The organism is Methylophilus sp. Leaf416 (assembly GCF_001424665.1).
Lineage (GTDB): Bacteria > Pseudomonadota > Gammaproteobacteria > Burkholderiales > Methylophilaceae > Methylophilus.
The window spans coordinates 46,158-67,238 of the sequence record NZ_LMQS01000002.1 but is presented as its reverse complement, the minus strand read 5'-3'; the positions used below and the strand labels follow the sequence as shown (position 1 = coordinate 67,238).

The 21,081-nt window shown below is 49.4% G+C and carries 19 protein-coding genes; 11 read left to right on the top strand and 8 right to left on the bottom strand.

Annotated features, from left to right (window positions below; translation table 11 throughout):
• Positions 1–3: 3 nt before the first annotated feature.
• Positions 4–414 carry a CopD family protein gene (locus tag ASG34_RS05155; protein WP_055827598.1) on the bottom strand — a complete coding sequence of 137 codons (411 nt, stop codon included), beginning with the start codon at positions 412–414 and terminating at the stop codon, positions 4–6.
• A gap of 3 nt (positions 415–417) precedes the next feature.
• Entirely contained in the window at positions 418–924 is a 507-nt protein-coding gene (locus ASG34_RS05150) for a TlpA disulfide reductase family protein (RefSeq protein WP_055827595.1), read from the bottom strand.
• Positions 925–1,016: 92 nt separating this feature from the next.
• Here ASG34_RS05150 and ASG34_RS05145 point away from each other — a divergent pair, with 92 nt between their 5' ends.
• Positions 1,017–4,886, top strand: coding sequence for a DUF3683 domain-containing protein (locus ASG34_RS05145; protein ID WP_055827592.1), 3,870 nt, complete (start codon positions 1,017–1,019; stop codon positions 4,884–4,886).
• An 85-nt stretch (positions 4,887–4,971) separates the two neighbouring features.
• Here the strand turns inward: ASG34_RS05145 and ASG34_RS13805 are convergent, their stop codons facing one another.
• A complete protein-coding gene (locus ASG34_RS13805; RefSeq protein ID WP_082488045.1) occupies positions 4,972–5,100 on the bottom strand; it encodes a DUF3149 domain-containing protein in 129 nt (42 codons plus the stop codon).
• Positions 5,101–5,249: 149 nt separating this feature from the next.
• On the opposite strand from ASG34_RS13805, the gene ASG34_RS05140 reads away from it, so the two are divergent.
• Both ASG34_RS05140 and ASG34_RS05135 read left to right on the top strand, forming a co-directional pair.
• A complete protein-coding gene (locus tag ASG34_RS05140; RefSeq protein ID WP_055827589.1) occupies positions 5,250–6,266 on the top strand; it encodes a quinone-dependent dihydroorotate dehydrogenase in 1,017 nt (338 codons plus the stop codon).
• Entirely contained in the window at positions 6,266–6,880 is a 615-nt protein-coding gene (locus ASG34_RS05135; protein ID WP_082504810.1) for a glutathione S-transferase, read from the top strand. Before ASG34_RS05140 ends, ASG34_RS05135 begins: the two co-directional genes overlap by 1 nt.
• Positions 6,881–7,150: 270 nt before the next feature.
• Here the strand turns inward: ASG34_RS05135 and ASG34_RS05130 are convergent, their stop codons facing one another.
• Both ASG34_RS05130 and miaB read right to left on the bottom strand, forming a co-directional pair.
• Positions 7,151–8,101 carry a PhoH family protein gene (locus tag ASG34_RS05130; protein ID WP_055827583.1) on the bottom strand — a complete coding sequence of 317 codons (951 nt, stop codon included), beginning with the start codon at positions 8,099–8,101 and terminating at the stop codon, positions 7,151–7,153.
• 3 nt (positions 8,102–8,104) lie between these two features.
• Positions 8,105–9,442 carry a tRNA (N6-isopentenyl adenosine(37)-C2)-methylthiotransferase MiaB gene (gene miaB / locus ASG34_RS05125; protein WP_055827581.1) on the bottom strand — a complete coding sequence of 446 codons (1,338 nt, stop codon included), beginning with the start codon at positions 9,440–9,442 and terminating at the stop codon, positions 8,105–8,107.
• Positions 9,443–9,562: 120 nt separating this feature from the next.
• Between miaB and cysG the strand changes: the two genes are divergently transcribed.
• Positions 9,563–10,951: a siroheme synthase CysG gene (gene cysG, locus ASG34_RS05120; protein WP_055827578.1), complete on the top strand. Its 1,389-nt coding sequence runs from the start codon at positions 9,563–9,565 to the stop codon at positions 10,949–10,951.
• A 13-nt stretch (positions 10,952–10,964) separates the two neighbouring features.
• Here cysG and ASG34_RS05115 read toward each other — a convergent pair whose 3' ends face one another.
• Both ASG34_RS05115 and ompR read right to left on the bottom strand, forming a co-directional pair.
• Positions 10,965–12,278, bottom strand: coding sequence for an ATP-binding protein (locus ASG34_RS05115; RefSeq protein ID WP_304437668.1), 1,314 nt, complete (start codon positions 12,276–12,278; stop codon positions 10,965–10,967).
• Between the two features lie 27 nt (positions 12,279–12,305).
• A complete protein-coding gene (gene ompR / locus ASG34_RS05110; RefSeq protein ID WP_055827575.1) occupies positions 12,306–13,031 on the bottom strand; it encodes an osmolarity response regulator transcription factor OmpR in 726 nt (241 codons plus the stop codon).
• A 476-nt stretch (positions 13,032–13,507) separates the two neighbouring features.
• Between ompR and ASG34_RS05105 the strand changes: the two genes are divergently transcribed.
• The gene (locus ASG34_RS05105) at positions 13,508–14,074 is read left to right on the top strand and encodes an EF-hand domain-containing protein (protein WP_235559669.1); all 567 of its coding nucleotides are present in this window, start codon (positions 13,508–13,510) and stop codon (positions 14,072–14,074) included.
• 119 nt (positions 14,075–14,193) lie between these two features.
• Complete coding sequence (locus tag ASG34_RS05100) at positions 14,194–15,354, top strand: GNAT family N-acetyltransferase (RefSeq protein WP_055827569.1); 1,161 nt, start codon at positions 14,194–14,196, stop codon at positions 15,352–15,354.
• A gap of 25 nt (positions 15,355–15,379) precedes the next feature.
• Here the strand turns inward: ASG34_RS05100 and ASG34_RS05095 are convergent, their stop codons facing one another.
• Positions 15,380–16,075 carry an SDR family oxidoreductase gene (locus ASG34_RS05095; RefSeq protein WP_055827566.1) on the bottom strand — a complete coding sequence of 232 codons (696 nt, stop codon included), beginning with the start codon at positions 16,073–16,075 and terminating at the stop codon, positions 15,380–15,382.
• A gap of 107 nt (positions 16,076–16,182) precedes the next feature.
• On the opposite strand from ASG34_RS05095, the gene ASG34_RS05090 reads away from it, so the two are divergent.
• The 5 genes from ASG34_RS05090 (at position 16,183) to ASG34_RS05070 (ending at position 21,001) form a co-directional block, all read left to right on the top strand.
• Entirely contained in the window at positions 16,183–17,271 is a 1,089-nt protein-coding gene (locus ASG34_RS05090) for a TIGR03790 family protein (protein ID WP_055829049.1), read from the top strand.
• A gap of 92 nt (positions 17,272–17,363) precedes the next feature.
• Complete coding sequence (phoR, locus tag ASG34_RS05085; RefSeq protein ID WP_082504840.1) at positions 17,364–18,662, top strand: phosphate regulon sensor histidine kinase PhoR; 1,299 nt, start codon at positions 17,364–17,366, stop codon at positions 18,660–18,662.
• The gene (locus ASG34_RS05080; protein WP_055827562.1) at positions 18,659–19,399 is read left to right on the top strand and encodes a hypothetical protein; all 741 of its coding nucleotides are present in this window, start codon (positions 18,659–18,661) and stop codon (positions 19,397–19,399) included. The genes phoR and ASG34_RS05080 overlap by 4 nt, the downstream gene beginning before the upstream one ends.
• 15 nt (positions 19,400–19,414) lie before the next feature.
• Complete coding sequence (locus ASG34_RS05075; RefSeq protein ID WP_055827557.1) at positions 19,415–20,572, top strand: cupin domain-containing protein; 1,158 nt, start codon at positions 19,415–19,417, stop codon at positions 20,570–20,572.
• A 210-nt stretch (positions 20,573–20,782) separates the two neighbouring features.
• The gene (locus tag ASG34_RS05070) at positions 20,783–21,001 is read left to right on the top strand and encodes a hypothetical protein (protein ID WP_055827555.1); all 219 of its coding nucleotides are present in this window, start codon (positions 20,783–20,785) and stop codon (positions 20,999–21,001) included.
• The last annotated feature ends 80 nt before the right edge of the window (positions 21,002–21,081 follow it).

Sequence of the window (21,081 nt, the reverse complement as noted above, 5' to 3'; positions counted from 1 at the left end):
GGATTAAAAAGGTTTGACTACCACTAAAACGACAATGGCAAATAACAGGATTACTGGAATTTCGTTAAACCAGCGAAACCAGACATGGCTCCGCTGGTTGCTGTGTGCCGCAAATTGTTTAAGCAGTTTGCCACAATAATGATGATAGCCAAGCAGAAAAAATACCAGTAAGAGTTTGGCATGCAGCCAGCCGCCCGTAAAGCCGTAGCCTAGCCATAGCCATATGCCAAAAGCCAATGCAAGGATAGAAAGTGGCTGCATAAAGCGGTAAAGCTTTTGAGCCATTAACAACAGGCGCGCATAGGCGTGCGTATTTGTTTCCATCGCCATATTCACATAAATACGCGGCAGGTAAAAAAGCCCGGCGAACCAGCTGGTGATGAAAATAAGGTGTAGCGCTTTAATCCATAACATGAGTTAGCGTGCCTGCTGTTCTATAAGTGCGTGCAATTTGGGAAAGTCCAGTTCGCCTATTACTTTTTGCAGGCGGCGGCCTTGTGGGTCGTATACGAAAGCAGTCGGCGTGAGGTTAACGTTGCCAAAGGCTTTTACCATTTCGCCAAAACCATCGTGCATTACAGCAAAGGGTAACGCTTTTTCCTGACTGTAATTAAGTACTTGGGCTGGAGGATCATAAGGCATGGCCACCGCAATGACTTCAAAATTTTTATCTTTATATCTCTTGTAAGTTTCAATCAGCGTCGGCATCTCTTTGATACAGCCTGGGCAGTCGGTGGCCCAGAAATTGACCAGCACGGTTTTGCCGCGCAACGATGCCATGCTGATTTTTTTGCCGTCCAGGGTAGTAAAGGTCACTTCTGGCGCTTGTGGTTTTTGCATCACTGCTATCGCCAGGCCGATGAATAACGCCAGCGCCACTAAAGGCATGATCCATTTTTTATAGGAAGAGAAGTATTTCGACATAATGTTTCTTGAGATTAAAAACCCTAAAGCGCCTACGTGTTTGAGCCGACCTCAGCATGATATAATTCACTTTTGCTTTTGATAAATTATCAATGAACGCACCAGTGACCGCAGAATTGCTCAATTCGGATTCTACTCCTCTTACGCGTTTGCGCGAAATTCCGTACAACTATACCTCCTTTTCTGACCGTGAGATCGTGATTCGGTTTCTTGGTGAAGAGATTTGGGAAATACTGAATGTCTTGCGCACCGAGCGCAAAACCGGCCGCAGCGCACGCATGTTGTTCGAAGTGCTTGGCGATTTATGGGTGGTGTCACGCAACCCCTATCTGCAAGATGACTTGCTGGAAAATCCAAAACGCCGCAAAGCGCTGATTGATGCCTTGTATCACCGCATCTCTGCTATCCGTGAGCGTAGCGGTAGCAACGACAAGGTTGAAAAGCTAATTGCAGCCGCGACCAAAGCGGTCGAAAAGTTTGCGGATGACTTTAAGCAAACTGCCGACCTGCGCAAAAAAGCGCTGGCAAAACTGACCAAATTTACCCGCAAAGACAACGTCCAGTTTGACGGCTTGGCGCGTGTTTCGCATGTGACAGACGCCACTGACTGGCGCGTAGAGTATCCGTTTGTGGTGATCAACCCGGATACTGAAGCTGAAATTTCCTACCTGGTCCGCACGTGTATTGAGCTTGGCCTGACCGTGATTCCACGTGGAGGCGGTACCGGTTACACCGGTGGCGCGATTCCGCTGACGCCATTGTCAGCAGTGATTAATACCGAAAAGCTGGACAAACACACTGGCGTGCAAATGCGCACCTTGCCAGGTGTTGCCCGCCAGGTGGCCACCATTGAGTGTGGCGCCGGTGTCGTCACGCGGCGTGCTATGGATGCCGCCACTGAAGCCGGGTTAGAGTTTGCGTGTGACCCAACTTCTGCTGATGCGTGTTGTATCGGCGGTAACGTTGCTATGAACGCAGGTGGTAAAAAAGCCGTGCTCTGGGGTACCGCGTTGGATAACCTCGCTTCATGGAGGATGGTGACCCCGGATGCGACTTGGTTGGAAGTTGAACGTCTAGACCATAACCTGGGCAAGATTCACGATATCCCACTGGCCCGCTTTAAAATTAGCCGTTATGACATCGGCTTCAAGAATCTGCTGGCCGAGCCGGAAATTCTTGAAATCCCCGGGCCTAGCTTCCGTAAAGTTGGCCTCGGTAAAGACGTGACCGACAAATTCCTGTCTGGCCTGCCTGGTGTACAAAAAGAAGGTTGTGATGGCCTGATTACTTCAGCCACATTCATTTTGCACCGCATGCCTAAACACGTGCGTACCATCGCGCTGGAATTTTTCGGCAATGTTTCCCATGCCGTGCCGGCCATTGTTGAAATCAAAGACTATCTTGATGCTACCGCCAAGCAAGAGCCTGCCGTGATCATGGCAGGCCTGGAGCATATGGACGAGCGCTATGTAAAAGCGGTCGGCTATGCCACCAAGGCTGCGCGCCAGCAACGCCCGAAAATGGTGTTGTTATGCGATATCGCATCTGATGATGAAAACGCTGTCGGCGAAGTCGCTTCAGCCGTGGTGCGCATGTGCAACGCACGTAATGGCGAAGGCTTTATTGCCGTGTCGGCCGAAGCACGCAAGAAATTCTGGCTGGACCGTTCACGCACCGCAGCAATTGCGCGTCATACCAACGCCTTCAAAATTAACGAAGACGTGGTGATTCCATTGCCACGCCTGGGTGAATATTCTGATGGTATTGAGCGCATCAATATAGAATTATCTATCCAGAACAAATTGCGGCTGGTGGATGCGCTAGAAACCTTTATGCAGGGCGACCTGCCACTGCAGCCTGATGAAGATGGTAATGCTGATCCGGAAGGTGTGAAATCCAAGCGGGATATTGCGTTGCAAATGCTGCGTGAACTGCGTGCAAAATGGCGTTTGATTTTAAATACGCTGGATGAACCAGTGAGCGTGCTTGGGGAAATGGGAAAACCATTTGCTCAGTATGAAAATGTATTCCGTGCGGTGCAGTCATATGATTTACGCGTATCTTGGAAGCGCGAACTCAAGCGTCCTATGGCGGATGTTTTTGTTGGCCGTGAGTTTCAGCGCATCCTTGAGAAACTGGACGAAATCCAGAAAACGGTATTGAAGAGCCGCGTGTTTATTGCGCTGCACATGCACGCCGGTGACGGTAACGTGCACACCAATATCCCGGTCAACTCAGACGACTATGGCATGATGCAGGATGCGCATGCAGCGGTGGCACGCGTTATGGATCTGGCGCGTGGGCTGAATGGCGTGATTTCTGGCGAACACGGCATCGGTATCACTAAAATGGAGTTCCTTGACCAGGCGACCATTGATACTTTTACCACTTACAAGAATAAGGTTGACCCGAAAGGCCACTTCAACAAAGGCAAGCTGTTGATGGGTTCAGGCCTGGAAAACGCTTATACACCAAGCTTCGGCCTGCTCGAGCAGGAATCCATCATTATGGAGCAATCTGCCATTGGCGAGATTGCTGATGATATTTCTGACTGCCTGCGTTGCGGCAAGTGTAAGCCGGTGTGTTCTACCCATGTGCCACGTGCCAACTTGTTGTATTCACCACGTAACAAAATCCTGGGTACTTCGCTGCTGATTGAGGCTTTTCTTTACGAAGAGCAGACGCGCCGCGGCATTTCGCTCAAGCATTTTGACGAGTTCAATGATGTAGCCGACCATTGTACGGTCTGCCATCGTTGCGAGAAGCCGTGCCCGGTCAATATCGACTTTGGCGATGTATCGATCAAAATGCGTAATTTCCTGCGCGAACAGGGTAAGAAGAATTTCAACCCTGGTACCGCAGCGGGCATGCTGTTCCTGAACGCCAAGGATCCGGCTACTATCAAGCTGGTGCGCGCCGGCATGATACAGATGGGTTACAAGGTGATTAATATCGCCAATAGTTTGGCGAAGAAGTTTGGCCTGCTGAAAGATAAAAAGGCACCGCCAGCCACCGTTGGTAAAGCAGATATCAAGGCGCAGGTGATCCATTTCATCAATCGCCCGATGCCGAAGAAAATGCAATCCAAAACCTCACGCGCGATGCTGGGGGTGGAAGATGACACCATGATTCCGGTTATTCGCAATCCGCAAAAGGTGAGCGAAGATTCGGAAGCGGTGTTCTATTTCCCCGGTTGCGGTTCAGAGCGTCTGTTCTCTAATGTTGGCCTGGCGACACAAGCCATGCTGTACGAGGTTGGCGCGATAACCGTGTTGCCACCAGGCTACTTGTGCTGCGGCTATCCACAAACATCTGCGGGTAACCACGACAAAGGCCAGGAAATCACGGCAGATAACCGTGTGCTGTTCCACCGCGTGGCCAATACACTGAATTACCTGGATATCAAGACGGTAATCGTGTCTTGCGGTACGTGTATGGATCAGTTGCAGAAATACGAGTTCGAGAAGATTTTCCCGGGCTGCCGCCTGCTGGATATCCACGAGTACCTGATGGAAAAAGACATGCGCCTGCAAGGCGTCACGGGGACGCGTTACATGTATCACGACCCATGTCACTCACCCATGAAGACCTATAAGCCGTTGGAAGTCACCAACAAGCTGATGGGGACGGATGTGGCGCTGAATGACCGTTGTTGCGGTGAGTCCGGTACGTTTGCTGCAGCGCGCCCTGACATTGCCACGCAAGTGAAATTCCGCAAGCAGGAAGAGCTTGAGAAAGGCATGGAGAAAATGGGCCTGACTGTCGGAGCACCCGAGCAGCAGGTGAAAATTCTCACATCTTGCCCAAGCTGCCTGCAAGGTCTGTCACGTTATGGCGATGACACCGGTATTGAGGCTGATTATATTGTGGTCGAAATGGCCAAGCATATTCTTGGCGAAAACTGGATGGAAGACTACATACATAAAGCCAATAACGGCGGTATCGAGAAGGTACTTCTGTAACTTCGATAAAAACCCCGCAAATGCGGGGTTTTATTAAATCAGCGAATGAATCAGTTTATTAAAAAGTGATGGTACATCACTTGAATCATGATGACTTTCGCGATTGGACGTAAACGTATATGCCGGCCCAGGTCATCACGATAGCTATGATGGCAATCACGACCAGGCTCATCAAACCGTAGTCGGTAGAGAGTAAATCAATCAGAATTTTCATATGTCCTCCTGTGAGTGGTAATACTTGCAACAATGACTCTGATGATTATTTTGGCCTCTTATGCCGATAGCGTTTTTGATATAACGCAAACCTGATGCATGCTGAATAGTGTGAAATCACTTTCACGCGCCAATAACCGGAAATAATTGATGAACGTGTACCCCTTATTAAAACCGTTATTATTCAAACTGGATGCTGAAAAAGCGCATGACCTGACCTTGAACTCGCTTAAACGCGCAGAGCAGTTGGGATTGTTGGCGTTGGCAGGCCGTCATCTGGCTGATCAACCGAAAAAAGTGATGGGTCTGAATTTTCCTAATCCGGTAGGTTTGGCGGCTGGCCTGGATAAAAATGCCATGGTGATCGACGGTATGGCCGCGCTTGGATTTGGGTTTGTGGAAGTAGGCACGGTGACACCGCGCGCGCAGCCGGGTAATCCGCAACCGCGCTTATTCCGCTTGCCAGAAGCGCATGCCATCATCAATCGCTTTGGCTTCAATAACAAAGGTGTGGATCATCTGATCCAGAATGTAAAAGTGGCGAAATTTAAAGGTATTTTGGGTATCAATATCGGCAAGAATTTTGATACGCCTAATGAGCGCGCAGCTGAAGATTACCTGACCTGCATGCGTAAGGTATATGCACATGCCAGCTACATCACTGTGAATATCTCATCACCCAACACTAAAAATCTGCGCGCATTGCAGGAAAAGGATGCGCTGAGCCAGTTGCTGGCGACCTTGAAGGCTGAACAAAATATCCTGTCGCAAGTGCATGGTAAATATGTCCCCGTCGCATTAAAAATTGCACCTGATTTAACTACAGAGCAGATAGAGGAAATTGCCGGTTTGTTGATGCAACATAGAATCGATGGCGTGATTGCCACTAACACCACGCTGGCCAGAGATGCAGTCGCCGGTTTGCAGCACGCAGAAGAGGCCGGTGGTTTATCGGGCGCGCCAGTAAGGGATAGCGCTACACAGGTCATCCGTACATTGGCAGCCACTTTGCAAAACAGCCTTCCGATTATTGGCGTGGGCGGGATTTTGAGTGGCGAGGATGCCAAAGAGAAAATCGAAGCAGGTGCCAGCCTTGTGCAGTTATATAGCGGGTTGATCTATAAAGGGCCGCAGTTGATCAAAGATTGCCGCCGCGCGTTACTTTAATGTCGCTGCCAATACTCTATTCCTACCGCCGTTGCCCCTATGCGATGCGAGCCCGGATGGCGATATGGTCAGCACAGATTCAAGTGGAATTGCGTGAGATTTCGCTGCGTGAGAAGCCGCAGCACTTGTTGCAGATATCGCCCAAAGCTACCGTGCCGGTATTACAGTTGGCTGATGGAGCAGTGTTGGAACAGAGCCTGGATATTATGCGCTGGGCATTACAGCAAAATGATCCGAGTGGATGGCTTAAATGCAATATGGTGATGGCTGATTCGCTGATCAGTGTTAATGATGGCGAGTTTAAGAAGTCATTGGACAGGTATAAATATCCTGAGCGTTATCCGGAGCAATCAGTGTTGTTTTATCGTGAGCAGGGGGAGCAGTTTTTGCAAAGGCTGGAAACTTTGCTGGCTGAGCATCGTTTTCTGTTGGGGGATTCCGCCAGTATTGCGGATGTAGCGATTTTTCCGTTTATCCGGCAGTTTGCGGCGGTGGATGCGGAGTGGTTTGGTCGGAGTTCGTATTCCAGATTGCGGGAGTGGCTGGCGGGATGGGTGGAAGGGGAGTTGTTTGCTGAGGTGATGCAGAAATTCCCGGCTTATATTGAGAGTTAGTTTTGGCGCGTGATTGTGCGGGCGAATAAATCGTCATTTCAGTGGAGGATTTAGCAGGGGTTTCACAGAGCATGCTCTGTACCTGCGGAACGCCATTGCGACCTGCAATGGGAAAGCTAGGAAAGGACATGCTTAGCTTAGTAGCAATAGAGAACTAGTGTCGCATTTTCTGGAAGGTCTAAAAGCTATTTCTTTGGATGATTCAGCGTTCCAATTCGACATTACTTTTCGCCGAGTGGCGAAAAGCAGTCTCTCACTAATGCCAAGAAATTAATTCTTCTCACTGTTCTGCTCAAACTTCTCATAAGCATTAATAATCTTTTGCACCAACGGATGCCGTACCACATCCTGCGACATAAACTGCGTAAACGCGATGCCTTTAACTTCCTTAAGGATTTTCTGTGCTTCGACCAGGCCACTCTTCTGATGACGCTGTAAATCAATCTGTGTCACATCACCCGTAATCACCGCTTTGGTACCAAAGCCAATACGGGTCAAAAACATCTTCATCTGCTCAGGCGTGGTGTTCTGCGCTTCATCGAGAATAATGAAACTCTGGTTCAAAGTACGGCCGCGCATATAAGCCAGTGGCGCCACTTCAATCGCACCGCGCTCAAACATTTTGTTGACCGTATCGTAACCCGCCAGGTCATATAGCGCGTCGTACAAGGGGCGCAGGTAAGGGTCAACTTTCTGGTTCAGATCCCCCGGCAGAAAGCCCAGGCGCTCACCTGCCTCTACCGCAGGACGCACTAGCACAATACGTTTGACACGATCACGCGTCATCGCATCGACGGCGCTGGCAACTGCCAGGTAAGTTTTACCAGTACCGGCGGGGCCAATGCCAAAAGTGATATCGTGATCCTGGATCTGCTGCAGATAGCTGACCTGACGCGGGGTGCGGCCATGCAAGTCGCCACGGCGTGTCATTAGTGTCGGCATGCTGGTCGATGCGACCTCTTCAGGCTTTAGCTTGTCGATCTCTACCAGGCCTAATTGAATATCTTCCAGTTCTATGGGTTTTTTTGAGCGCGCATAAAAGTTTTCCAGCATCTGCGCACCCAGTCGGGTATTGGTATCTGTGCCGGTCAAATGAAAGGTGCTGCCGCGACGGTTAATATCAATATCCAGGCCATTCGCCAGCTGGCGGATATTTTCATCAAGCGGGCCGCACAAATTGGCCAGCATCAGGTTGTTTTCAGGTTTTAGGGTGATTTCCATTACTTAATTCACTATTTCGCCTACGAGGCGATGCGGGTTGTAGACATCGGTAATTTTTACTTGGACCATCTGGTGGATAAAACGTGCATCGGCAGCGATATCCACTACGCGGCCGTTATCGGTTTTACCTGCCAGCAAGCTTGGGTCTTTCCACGATGGGCCATCAATCAGCACCCGTTGCACAGTCCCCAGCATGGCACGGCTGATAGCATCGCCGTTTGCTTCGTTCTCGGTTTGTAATTGTTTTAACCAGTCAGCTTTGACCGCTTGTGGAGTTTCATCCGGCAAATAGCTAGCCGGGGTACCGGGGCGAGGGCTGTAGAGGAAGCTGAAGCTGTAATCAAAACCGACGTCTTTCATCAACTTGAGCGTAGCCTGAAAGTCCTTTTCCGTTTCGCCTGGAAAGCCGACAATGATGTCGCTGGTAATCGTCAATTGCGGATTTGCCATTTTCAGTTTGCGGATCAGGCCTTTGTATTGCAGGGCAGTGTAGTTGCGTTTCATAGCCATCAATATACGGTCACTACCCGCTTGCACCGGCAGGTGCAATTGATTGGCCAGTTTCGGCACATCGGCATGGCATGCAATCAGCCGTTCGTTCATTTCATTCGGGTGGCTGGTGGTGTAGCGGATACGTTCGATTTGCGGTATTTCTGCTACCGTTTCAATCAACATCGCCAGGTCCGCTTCTATGCCCTCATATTGCACGCGGTAAGCGTTAACGTTTTGTCCAAGCAGGGTGATTTCTTTCACGCCTTGTTCCGCCAGTTGAATGGCTTCGGTCAGTACATCTTCAAACGGGCGTGAAAACTCTTCACCACGTGTGTAAGGTACTACACAAAAACTGCAATATTTGCTGCAGCCTTCCATAATGCTTAAAAATGCGGTGGCGCCTTCTATTCGTGGCGGTGGTAAATGGTCAAACTTTTCAATTTCGGGGAAGGTAATGTCTACCTGAGGTTTATTTTCTAGGCGTTTGGCTTTGATCAGTTCAGGCAAGCGGTGCAAGGTTTGCGGACCAAATACCACATCAACATACGGTGCGCGTTTGATAATCGCATCGCCTTCCTGGCTGGCAACACAACCACCGACACCGATCACCAGGTTGGGATTTTTTTCTTTAAGCGGAATCATGCGGCCTAGGTGACTGAATACCTTTTCTTCAGCTTTTTCGCGCACCGAGCAGGTATTCAGCAAGATGACATCGGCCTCTTCCATATTGTCGGTTTGGGTCATGCCGTCGTGTTCATGCATCAGGTCAACCATGCGTGAAGCATCGTATTCGTTCATCTGGCAACCAAACGATTTAATGAATATTTTTTTACCGCTGTCCTGCTTCATCTAGCATTTTTTCAAATCAAAACAGTATTTTAGCTTATTTGACTGTGGCTGGGATGATAATCGGCAGCGCAATACGCGGACTGCGGTAAAATGGTTACATCTAAAAAAAATCTTACTTGCATGCAAGCCTTACCGATTTTCTTCAATATTGCCCAACGTCGCTGCCTGGTGATAGGTGGCGGCGACGTGGCGACGCGCAAAGTGACCATGTTGCTAAAAGCGCAGGGTAATGTGGTTGTTATCTCGCCAGAGTTAACGTCTGAATTACAGCAGATGCTGGAAAAAAATGAGATTGAATATGTGCGGAACTCATTTTCGCCTGAACAGCTGACCGGTGCCTGCCTGGTGATTGCAGCAACAGATGATGAGCTGGTGAATGAGGCGGTCTCAGTGGCTGCCAAACGGATGAATATCCCGGTCAATGTGGTGGATGCACCAGCTTTGTGTACCTTTACCATGGGCTCGATTATTGACCGCAGCCCGGTGGTCATTGCGGTTTCCAGCGAAGGTAATGCGCCGGTACTGGCCCGCCATATTCGTAGCAAAATTGAAACCATGCTTCCCGCTGCTTATGGCAGGATTGCGACCATCGCTGGCGAATTCCGTGACCAGGTTAAAGCCAGATTTTCTACCACGCAGAGCCGTCGGCGGTTCTGGGAAAATGTGTTAAATGGCCCATTGGTGGAACGGGTATTGTCAGGACAGGAGCAGGCGGCGAGGGAATTGCTCGGTGAGTTACTAACGCAAAGTGACGATGCCCCCGCACGCGGAGAAGTCTATCTGGTTGGTGGTGGGCCCGGTGATCCCGATTTGCTGACTTTCCGCGCGCTGCGCTTGATGCAGCAATGCGATGTCTGCGTTTATGACAAGCTGGTTAGTAAGGAAGTGATGGAACTGGTGCGGCGCGATGCCGAGCTGGTGTATGTCGGCAAGTCGCGTGACCAGCACACCCTGCCGCAGGAGGAGATCAATGCCTTGCTGGCCAGGCTGGCCTTGGAAGGTAAACGGGTGTTGCGTTTAAAAGGCGGCGACCCGTTTATTTTCGGCCGCGGTGGTGAAGAGATCGAGACGCTGATGCAACATGGGGTACCGTTCCAGGTAGTTCCAGGTATCACTGCTGCAAATGGTGTATCCAGTTATGCCGGAATTCCGTTAACGCACAGGGATTATGCGCAGGCTTGCCTGTTTATTACCGGCCACCTGAAAGATGGCACGGTAGACCTGGATTGGCAAGCGATGGCGCGCCCAAGACAAACTGTGGTGATTTACATGGGCTTAGTCGGACTGGAGCAAATTTGTACAAAGTTGATAGCGCAAGGCGTGTCGTCTGATATGCCGGCCGCCGTGATACAGCAAGGCACTACCCAGAAACAGCGCGTAGTTGAATCTACACTGGCTAACTTGGCTAATGATGTGGCAGAGGCAGGATTAAAACCACCTAGCCTGACGATTATCGGCGAAGTGGTCAAACTCAGGGCACGCTTGAACTGGTTTACGCCAGAGGGTTAATAGCTAAAAGTAACTAAGTATTTGGCAAGATAGGCAGCGACAACCTGGCTTCCAGCCCGCCTTCTGGCCGGTTGAGCAGGAATAGTTGGCCGCCATGCAATTTAGCAATACGGTTGCAAATGGCCAGTCCCAACCCGCTACCGCCTTCATATTTATTGCGTGCGCTATCCATACGCTCAAACGGACGTAACAAGCGCTCTGCATGCTCCTGCGGAATGCCAGGGCCGTTGTCCAGCACGCTCACCACGATTTTATCTGCCATCACCTGGCTGCGCACTTCTACCTTACCTTTGCCATAGTTATAGGCATTACCGACCAGGTTATCGAGCAAGCGCTGCATGGCGAGTGGCCGGATAGGGATAAAGTACTTTGGGCCTAGAGATATTTTTAACTCACGCCCTGCGCGCAATTGTCTTTCCGACAATGCACGTAACAGATCATTGATATCCATCATACGTGTGGGTTCGCCTTCCACACCGCGCACAAAATCCAGAAACTGGTGAATGATATTGTCCATATCGGAAATATCTTCAATCATGCCGTGTTTCATATAGTCGGCTTCCTGCGGCAGCATTTCTACCGCCAGCCGCAATCTCGCCAGTGGCGTGCGGATATCATGCGAAACCCCAGCCAGCAGCAAGGTGCGCTCTGCATCCAGCCTGGCCAGTGACTCGGCCATTTCGTTAAAGGTATGCGTTACTTCTCGCAGTTCTTCCACACTATCTTCAGGCAGTTTCGGGGCAGGTTCGCCATTACGTAAACGTTCTGCGGCATGTACCAACATGGTCAGTGGCCGGTTGATACGGGCCGTAAGCAAGTAACCACCAACTAACGACAACAGCCCAACTACCGCCGCCCAGCCCAGCCAGTGCCAAGGGAAAGGCCTGTCAACCTGGATTTTGGGGATCACTACCCAGAAGTCATCCTGGCCGACATTGAAACTGATCCAAAGACCGGGGATATCATAGTGATTGACGGTGATGATGGTTTCTTCACCGAGCCTGTCACGGATTTTTTGCGCCATCAGGGCGATGAAAGGATCAGCAGGTAATGGCTCAATATCTTCCAGGAAATCTGCTGCATAGACACGCACACCTTCTCGCCCAGATAGTTCTGAAAGCAGGGCAAGGCGGCGGTTTTCGTGTGAGGCGATCAGCGAAGCGCGTGTGTAATTGACAATCGTGACTGCCTGTAATGCGGCTGCAGTTGCACGCGGTTCGCGATCGAAATAATCAAAAATCTTGAGCGACGCATAGATGCTGACTGCCAGTAAAATGGCAATCAGCAACATGATGCGGGAGAGGAGTCTGCGGGGCAGTAAGCGCACGAGGGCTATGGCGAGTGATGCAGTAAATTACTGCGGCGATTCGCCATCAGGAATAAATACATAACCAAAGCCCCACATGGTTTGCAGATAGCGTGGATGTGCCGGGTCCGGTTCAATAATGCGGCGCAAGCGAGAGACCTGCACGTCAATGCTGCGGTCAAATACATCCAGTTCGCGGCCGCGCGCAAGCTGCATGAGCCTGTCGCGTGAAAGTGGTTGCCTAGGGTGCTCGGTAAATACCTTCAATAAAGTGAATTCTCCGCTGGTGATGGTAATGGCCGTGCCATTTTTACTCAGGCTGCGGGTGTTGACGTCAAACACAAATTCACCAAACTGAAATGCTGAGCTTTTATCTTCAGTTGCCAGTTTGGGCGTGATTTCGTGGCGGCGGAGCACGGCATTGATCCTTGCCAGCAACTCGCGTGGATTAAAAGGTTTTGGCAGGTAATCATCCGCACCCATTTCCAGGCCGACAATACGGTCTACCTCATCGCCGCGGGCAGTCAGCATGATGATCGGTGTCACATGGTTAGCGCCTCGTAAACGACGGCAGATGGCGAGGCCATCTTCGCCCGGCAACATCAAGTCCAGTATCAATAGATCAAAGCTTTCGGCTGCCATGGCTTTATCCAGCTCTTTGCCATCAGACACAGACTTGATATTGAACCCTTGTTCAGTCAGGTAACGCTGCAAAAGTTCGCGCATGCGCAAGTCGTCATCGACCATCAATATTTTTTTAAACTGTTCTGCCATACGAACCTTTTACACAAAAACTGGCGTCTCAATTAACGCGTTAAGCCGAAATAACGGTTACAGGAGACTGGATGATAAAACGGCTGAAGTGATTAAACTTATCGACCGCTATTATACTCCAAGCTGCATGGAGCATGAAATGGGGCGGTTACAAATTGGTTACAAATAGCGGTGGCAATGAAATATTGCATTTACAATCGTAATGCATGATAAATGCCCGTTTATTAACAGTAGTGGCTTGAAAAGCGCTATTTTGTGTTAAATCTGTTGATGAACGGACTTTAGTTGCGTTATGGTATGCAGCCTGACTTTTTAAGTCATCCGGCATTTTTCCAACTTATCTTTTTAAGTAAATTTTAAGTCTAGCGTTTGCGGCTTTAAAATGTCTCGAAAAGGTAAAGATACGATCTTATGTATAGGTGTGGATGTTTAGAGCGATAAAACATTTCAATGAGGTTTTTTTGCTAACAACGACCATGTTGCTAGCACTACCTGCCTTTGCCGATCTCAGGTTGCCAATCCGGTTAAGTGATAACCGGGTGATAGACAATGAAGATACCGGACTTACCAAAACATTAGAACACAACTTCAGCCCCGAAGACCGTGCTCGACTTCGCAAAGCGCTGAGTGAATATGCGCGTAATACCGACCCCGACCATCAATTGATGTTACAAAAGCGTAAAGCGATGCATGACAGCATTTCCCAGCGCTTTAATGAATGTAACCGTGACAATGATGATACGCTGGATCGTGAAGAAGCGACTTTGTGTCTGCCTCAGGTAGCACGCCATTTCTCTTATGTAGATCTCGACGGTGATGGTGTGATTACGCTCGATGAGCTGGAAAATGCTTACGCTAAAATGGTCGAGCGTCAACGTGAAGCTGAATCTAAAACCGAAGCACAGCAATCTGCATCTACCGATGCCGATCTCGATAGCAAAGCCAAAAACAAGTCAAAATCTAACTCTGCAGTGATTCCAGCAAGTAGTTCTGTGAATTCCTCTGGCAAAGACGGCTCAAGCCAGCGTAAACGCCCCAGTTAATATTCACTCAGCTTGCATGTGCCATGTGAGTTGTTCTGGCTTGCCTATAATCTTCTGACAACCTTGGTTATAAGGGTATACTTTCCTTCACTGGAAATTACATCTACCCGCCACTGATCATGTCTCTAAGCCGTTTATCTTTTACCTGGTCTCGTGGATTGCAGGATATTTTACCTGCGGCCTGGCAGGCATTGGCCGGACAGCATCCGATGCTAGATTACAGGTTTCTGCACGCATTTGAATCTTCTGCATCAGTAGACCATGAGAGCGGATGGATTCCCTACCACCTGACCGTGCTTGATGGTGAACAATTGGTAGCCGCCGCACCTTGCTACATTAAAACCCATTCGTACGGCGAATATGTATTTGACTGGTCGTGGGCAGATGCCTACCAGCAAGCCGGTGGCACTTATTATCCCAAGCTGATCTCTGCCATTCCTTTTTCACCTGTCGCTGGCCCCCGCTTATTAGTGCATCCGGATATTACAGAGCCCGAACAGCTGACTGCAGAAATGTTGAGGCACATGCGCAAACTCTGTGAAGAGCATGGGTTGTCTGGAACGCATATTCTTTTTCCGGATGCATTGTCGGCAACGCATTGTGCAACGCAAGGTCTTCTACGCCGCGAAGGTGTGCAATTCCGCTGGGAAAACCAAAACTACAAAGATTGGGAAGGTTTTTTGGCAGTACTCAGCCATGACAAGCGTAAAAAAATCCGCCAGGAACGTAACAAGGTAGCCCAGCAAGGTGTGACATGCCGTGTTCTCAACGGCCATCAGTTGTCTGAAGCGGATTTAGTATTGTTTTATCAATGTTATAGCAACACTTATCATCGACATGGCAGCCAGCCTTATCTTACCTTTGCTTTTTTTGAACAGATTACGCGCGATATGCCTGACAATGTGTTGCTATTTATTGCGGCGCAATCAGATGAAGATATCGCCGTTAGCCTGTGTATACAGGGCGATAGCACGCTGTATGGCCGCTATTGGGGCAGCCTGCGAGATATTTCGTGCCTGCATTTTGAGTTGTGCTATTACCAGCCACAAGCTTTTTGCATTGCGCATGGGATACGTTATTTTGAGGGTGGCGCACAAGGCGTGCATAAATTAGCACGTGGATTCCTGCCATATACTACCTGCTCTTATCACTGGCTGGCACATGAAGAATTTCACCAGAGTGTGGCGCGCTTTTTATCCAGAGAAGAAACTGCCATGCAGCATTATGTGGATGAGCTTGAAGAGCGCAGCCCATATAAAGCATTGCCTGAGGCAACATAATGAAAAAGTCTGCACCACTCTATGATTACCAAGGCACCAGTTTGCCATCGTAAGCAATAAATTCACCGGATTGTGCCTGGTCCAACCCGGCAATCACTTTCCGTAAACCTGCCACGCTGGTTTTAGTATCGATCAATCCATTCGGGCCACCCATATCAGTACGCACCCAGCCCGGATGTAGTGCCGCGACGGTAATGTTGAATGGTTGCAAATCCAGCGACAGGCTTTTTACCACCATATTGAGTGCCGTTTTTGTACTGCGGTATATGTATTCACCACCACTGCTATTGTCCGTCATGCTGCCCATTTTGCTGGTCATGGCAATTAATTTGGCCTGACCGGAACGTTGCAAATGCGGCAGAAAAGCTTCCGCCAGGTAATAAGTGGTCAGTGTGTTTATCTGAAAGGTTTGCAGCCAGGTCTGTGGGTCAGTTTTACCAAAGCGGCTTGGTGGGTAAGCACCGGCATTGCTGATCAGGATGTCAATAGATACATCCGACAGTTCGCGAGCCAGTGCTTGAATAGCGCTGATATCTGCAATATCTAATGCCAACAAATGAATCCGGGCATAGTTGGCGGCGAGGGATTGTAATTCAACAGCTTGAGCCATATCGCGAACGGTGGCGTAAACTGTATTACCCTCTTGCGCATATTGCCTGACGTACTCAAGCCCGATACCACGGTTAGCGCCGGTAATCAAAACGGTTTGCGAAGTCGTCATTGATTTCATCTCCTGAAATTAAGCTAATCTGGGATATGATTGAATTTTACGTGGTTAGTTTTGCCTGAGTTGTATATTTATAAGCATAAATGGAGTGGTTGGTATTGATGCGTTTCAACAGAAGAATGGGTGCTCATGCTTTTGGGCTGTGTCTATTAGGCATGTTGATGGTTGTAGAGGCTATTGCAGGTGCAGCGGATATCAGTCGTCAGTTGCGATCCCGTCCGTCCCTGTTGAAGCCCGAAGATGTTGCCGTTATTTACAATATCAATGATGCGCAAAGCGAAGAAGTCGCCAGATATTACTTGCAGGCACGCCAGGTGCCAGTCGCTAACCTGATAGGCATAGAGCTGCCTAAACGTGCCAAAGACTCCCTGACTGTGGCCGAATTTGAATCTTTAAAAAGCCAGATTGAAGGTAAACTTCAAGATCAGCAAGTGCTTTTGTTAGTCTGGAAAACCCCGTTTGCTGTGCAGTGTAATAGCCTCACTAGTGCACTGACTCTAGGCCTGGATCTTGAACAATGTAAGAAAACCTGCGATCCGGGGCGTGACAGTCCTTATTTCAACAGTTCATCCTTGCGCCCCTGGGCAGATCATCATATCCGTTTATCCATGCTACTGCCGATTACCAGTGTGGATGCAGCCAAAGCATTGATTGACCGCGGCACCTTGAGTGAATTCAGCTTGAATGAAGCGAACGGCTATTTTCTCAAAACCAAGGATGCAGCTCGCTCAAAGCCGCGGGAACCATTTTTCCCGTCGGATGGTATGACCGTCAAATCCAAGCGTCTTACTTTGCACACAGTCAGTCAGGAAGCGCTGGAAAAAGAAAAAGACGTGATGTTCTACTTTACCGGTCAGGCCAATGTGGATTACATGCTGACCAATAGCTACTTGCCAGGAGCGATTGCTGATCATTTAACTTCGACCGGCGGCATGTTGACCAGCACTTACCAAATGCCTGCCACCCGTTGGCTGGATGCTGGCGTGACCGGTAGTTATGGCACGGTTTCAGAGCCGTGTAATTACTGGCAGAAATTTCCTAATCCCCAGGTGGTCATGGCACATTACCTGGCAGGTGAAACATTGATAGAGGCTTACTGGAAAAGCGTGAAATGGCCTATGCAGGGCGTGTTTGTAGGCGAGCCATTAGCCAAACCTTATGCCAAAGTTGCGCCCATGACGCTGGAGTAAAAACAGACGTTTCTCAAGCCAATAGATGCACGTCACAATCCTGTCGCGTATGTGTCGTATAATCCCAGCCATCTGTATTCTGGGTGTTGCCTGTGCAAGATATTCGTTGGAAAGCGTTCTGGCTGCTGTTCTTCTGGTCTTTCTGCTGCCTGATCCTGGGTTGGGCCACTAGCGCCGACACTGCGTGGCTAGTATTTACAGCAGGTATTATTGCTTACCAGGCGGGGCATCTTTACTGGATGCACCGGCTATATCAATGGTCACTAAAACCCGGTCTCAACTTCATGCCCAATGGCAAAGGTATATGGGAAGACATCTTTGCCAACCTTTACCAGGAAATGCGCCGTCATTCGCGTAGCCAAAGCCAGCTCAGCAGTACCTTGGAAAGATTACGCCACGCAACAAGTGCCTTGCCCGATGGCGTGGTGGTGCTTAATCACCGCAATGAAATCGAGTGGTTTAACGAGCCAGCTGTACAACGCCTGGGCCTGAAACGCCAGCATGATGAAAATCAGCCTATCTATTATTTATTACGTCAGGCTGAGTTCGTGCAGTATTTGCAGAGCGAAGATTACAGCGAGCCGCTGAAGCTCAAATCCTGGCGCAGCCCGGATGTATCGCTAGAATTGCAGATTATCCCTTTTGCCAGCAAGCAGCGGTTGCTGATTTGCCGCGATATCTCAGCCTTGGAAAGAACTGAAATCATGCGCCGCGATTTCGTAGCGAATGTGTCGCATGAGTTACGCACACCTTTGACCGTGGTGGGTGGTTTCCTGGAAACCATCGGCGATATGCAAGGCGAGATTTCCGCCGATATACAACCTTATTTTGAGATGATGCAGGCGCAAACCACCCGCATGCGGCGCATCATTGAAGACTTGCTGACATTGTCCAGTCTGGAGAATAATGTCACGCTCAAGGATGAAATCGATATTGCGATGGAACCTATGCTCAATCAGTTATTGAAAGACGCGAAGGCGTTAAGTCATGGCCAGCATAAAGTGACGTTACATAATGATGCCAATGTGAATATCCGCGGCAGCTACAGTGAGTTATTCAGCGCCATGAGCAATCTGACCAGCAACGCGGTGCGTTACACGCCGGAGCACGGCAATATTGATATTTTCTGGCAGATGCAGGATGAGCAAGTGGTATTTAGTGTGCAGGATACCGGCATCGGCATCGAATCCCAGCATTTACCCAGATTAACCGAGCGTTTTTACCGCGTAGATAGCGGGCGCAGCCGTGATACCGGCGGCACAGGCCTTGGCTTGTCGATCGTAAAACACATATTGCATCATCACCAGGCGATTTTGAAAGTGGAAAGTGAACCGGGGCACGGCAGCCGTTTCAGCATTATATTCCCGGCCCAAAGGGTGCTTGTGGCATGAAATGGGTGGGCTGCAGCTGGATGAGCATATTGTTGCTTGCCGCCTGCAGTACCAATCCTGGCGGTGGTTATGTCGATTCCCCAAATGGTAAACCACTACCCATCCGGCAGGACCGTAACACCCTGCATCAGTTAATTAAGAATGACACTGATCGGCTGGCGGATATTGAATATAGCGAAAATGTAGCCAGCATGCGCCTGTTAATGCTGAAGCTCTACAAACGCAACCCTGCAGAAGCGCACAAATCTGGGCTAGGTACCCCGGACCAGATTGCCATACAGGTATTTGATCAGGTAAGTACACATCAATGGCGGTTTGAGGCCTTAGGTGGTGCACAAGACACAGCAGCAATCAAGCTGGCTTTGAATCCACAATTCAGTGGTGACCGTGTGCTGGCACTGATCGTGGGCATGCAATCCATGTTATACCGAGCGCACGGCAATAAATCCGCTTTTTTCCTGATCGATAGTATTGAGCCGCAAAACTTGTACAATGCAGCGCGCAATATTGAAATTGCTGTATGGAAACTAGGCACCGCCAAAAATGCGCGCGGCGAACTATTGTTATTGACCAACAGCATGCAAACGGATGGCCAGAACCTGAGTTTTGAGCGTGAATTCAGCAAGCTGATAGCCCGCACCGATTTGCTGGCTTTCATGCTGGCGGAAAAATCGCAACGCTTTATTTCAAGGCTGACCCAAAGCATTAGCACTATGCCTTTCCTCCCTTTTAGATAAGTATTAGATACTGCCATGCAAGAAGCACTGACCCTACTTAACGGCTTGACCCCGACGCAATTTATGACGGAATACTGGCAAAAAAAGCCGTTACTGATCCGTGGCGCAATCCCCGGTTTTAAAGGCTTACTTACGCCGGATGAACTGGCTGGTTTGGCTTGTGAAACAGAAGTACCATCAAGGCTGATTCAGTTTGATCCAGAACATGCGGATGCAGGAGCAGGTTGGCAGGTGGCGCAAGGCCCGTTTGAAGAAGATGATTTCGCGGCGCTGCCCTCACAGCACTGGACATTATTGGTTCAGGGCATGAATCACATCCTGCCCGAAGCGCAAGCTTTACTGGCACGTTTTAATTTTATACCAACAGCCAGGCTGGATGATGTCATGGTCAGCTATGCACCGACTGGTGGAGGCGTGGGTCCGCACATCGACAGTTATGATGTTTTTCTCCTGCAAGGTGCGGGTAAGCGACGCTGGTCTATCAGTCAGCAGAATGATTTGCGCCTGATTCCGGATGCGCCCTTACGTATCCTTTCACATTTTGTCAGCGAGCAGGAATGGGTGCTGGAACCTGGCGATATGCTGTATCTGCCGCCAAATATAGCCCATTGGGGCGTGGCTGAAGATGATGATTGCATGACCTATTCGATTGGGTTTCGTGCACCGGCAGCAAGAGAACTGGCAGTGGAATTCCTGGATGCCTGCCGGCAGGAAGGATTGTCTGATGAGCTGTACCGGGATCCCGAATTGCAACCAGTTTTAGATGCTGCGGCAATTGACCAGGCAATGGTGAAGCGGGTAAGTGGCATGCTGCAACGGCTGACCTGGCAGCCGGAAGCGTTGGGGCCATTTCTGGCCCGCTATTTCACTGAGCCGAAAGCCTATGTGGTTTTTACGCCAAACCGCAAACTGAGCCTGGCCAAGTTTACTGACCAAGTACGCGAGTCAGGTGTTACACTGGACCTGCAAACACAGATGTTGCATTGGCAAGGCCAGTATTTTATCAATGGTGAAGTTGTTGAGTTGGCTGATGAATGTGGGCATTTACTCAATTCACTGGCTAATCAACGACAATTGGGCGCACGGCTTTTTCATTCAGAGAATGCCAAGATGTTGCTTGCCTGGCTGCGTGATATGTACCTGCTGGGCTATCTGCATTTGGGCGAAATATGATCCTCGCAGCGCTAATTTGAACCAATTGCGACATATTTTTGTCAAAAAATGCAGAGTTGTTGTTCTTATGCAAAAAAATCCTCTGTTTTTGATTGTACTTACATTCTTTTTTTAATAAATTACTGATACAATTTTTCTACTCGGCGAGTTCTTGCATATCAGAATTGTGCCGTACACAAAATTTTGCTCATACATACTAAGGAAATAAAGATGACACGTTCTGCATTGTTGGCTGCATTGTTGGCTTTGGCTTTGACCGCTTGTGGTGAAAAACCAGCTGAAGAGGCTCCTGCTGTTGAGGCTCCTGCTGCTGAAGCTCCAGCTGCTGAAACACCAGCTGCTGAAACTCCAGTTGAAGCTGCTCCTGCTGAGGCTGCACCAGCTGAAGCTGCTCCTGCTGAAGCTGCTCCTGCTGAAGAAGCTAAGTAATTCAGACAGTAATCTGAATTACCTGATGATAGAGAAGCCGACGCAAGTCGGCTTTTTTATTGCCTGCAACACCAGTTTAG

Excerpts from the sequence above, each read along its gene's own strand:
- ASG34_RS05155 (WP_055827598.1), bottom strand. The coding sequence starts at position 414 with ATGTTATGGATTAAAGCGCTACACCTTATTTTCATCACCAGCTGGTTC.
- ASG34_RS05150 (WP_055827595.1), bottom strand. The coding sequence starts at position 924 with ATGTCGAAATACTTCTCTTCCTATAAAAAATGGATCATGCCTTTAGTG.
- ASG34_RS05145 (WP_055827592.1), top strand. The coding sequence starts at position 1,017 with ATGAACGCACCAGTGACCGCAGAATTGCTCAATTCGGATTCTACTCCT.
- ASG34_RS13805 (WP_082488045.1), bottom strand. The coding sequence starts at position 5,100 with ATGAAAATTCTGATTGATTTACTCTCTACCGACTACGGTTTGATGAGC.
- ASG34_RS05140 (WP_055827589.1), top strand. The coding sequence starts at position 5,250 with ATGAACGTGTACCCCTTATTAAAACCGTTATTATTCAAACTGGATGCT.
- ASG34_RS05135 (WP_082504810.1), top strand. The coding sequence starts at position 6,266 with ATGTCGCTGCCAATACTCTATTCCTACCGCCGTTGCCCCTATGCGATG.
- ASG34_RS05130 (WP_055827583.1), bottom strand. The coding sequence starts at position 8,101 with ATGGAAATCACCCTAAAACCTGAAAACAACCTGATGCTGGCCAATTTG.
- miaB (WP_055827581.1), bottom strand. The coding sequence starts at position 9,442 with ATGAAGCAGGACAGCGGTAAAAAAATATTCATTAAATCGTTTGGTTGC.
- cysG (WP_055827578.1), top strand. The coding sequence starts at position 9,563 with ATGCAAGCCTTACCGATTTTCTTCAATATTGCCCAACGTCGCTGCCTG.
- ompR (WP_055827575.1), bottom strand. The coding sequence starts at position 13,031 with ATGGCAGAACAGTTTAAAAAAATATTGATGGTCGATGACGACTTGCGC.
- ASG34_RS05105 (WP_235559669.1), top strand. The coding sequence starts at position 13,508 with ATGTTGCTAGCACTACCTGCCTTTGCCGATCTCAGGTTGCCAATCCGG.
- ASG34_RS05100 (WP_055827569.1), top strand. The coding sequence starts at position 14,194 with ATGTCTCTAAGCCGTTTATCTTTTACCTGGTCTCGTGGATTGCAGGAT.
- ASG34_RS05095 (WP_055827566.1), bottom strand. The coding sequence starts at position 16,075 with ATGACGACTTCGCAAACCGTTTTGATTACCGGCGCTAACCGTGGTATC.
- ASG34_RS05090 (WP_055829049.1), top strand. The coding sequence starts at position 16,183 with ATGCGTTTCAACAGAAGAATGGGTGCTCATGCTTTTGGGCTGTGTCTA.
- ASG34_RS05080 (WP_055827562.1), top strand. The coding sequence starts at position 18,659 with ATGAAATGGGTGGGCTGCAGCTGGATGAGCATATTGTTGCTTGCCGCC.
- ASG34_RS05075 (WP_055827557.1), top strand. The coding sequence starts at position 19,415 with ATGCAAGAAGCACTGACCCTACTTAACGGCTTGACCCCGACGCAATTT.
- ASG34_RS05070 (WP_055827555.1), top strand. The coding sequence starts at position 20,783 with ATGACACGTTCTGCATTGTTGGCTGCATTGTTGGCTTTGGCTTTGACC.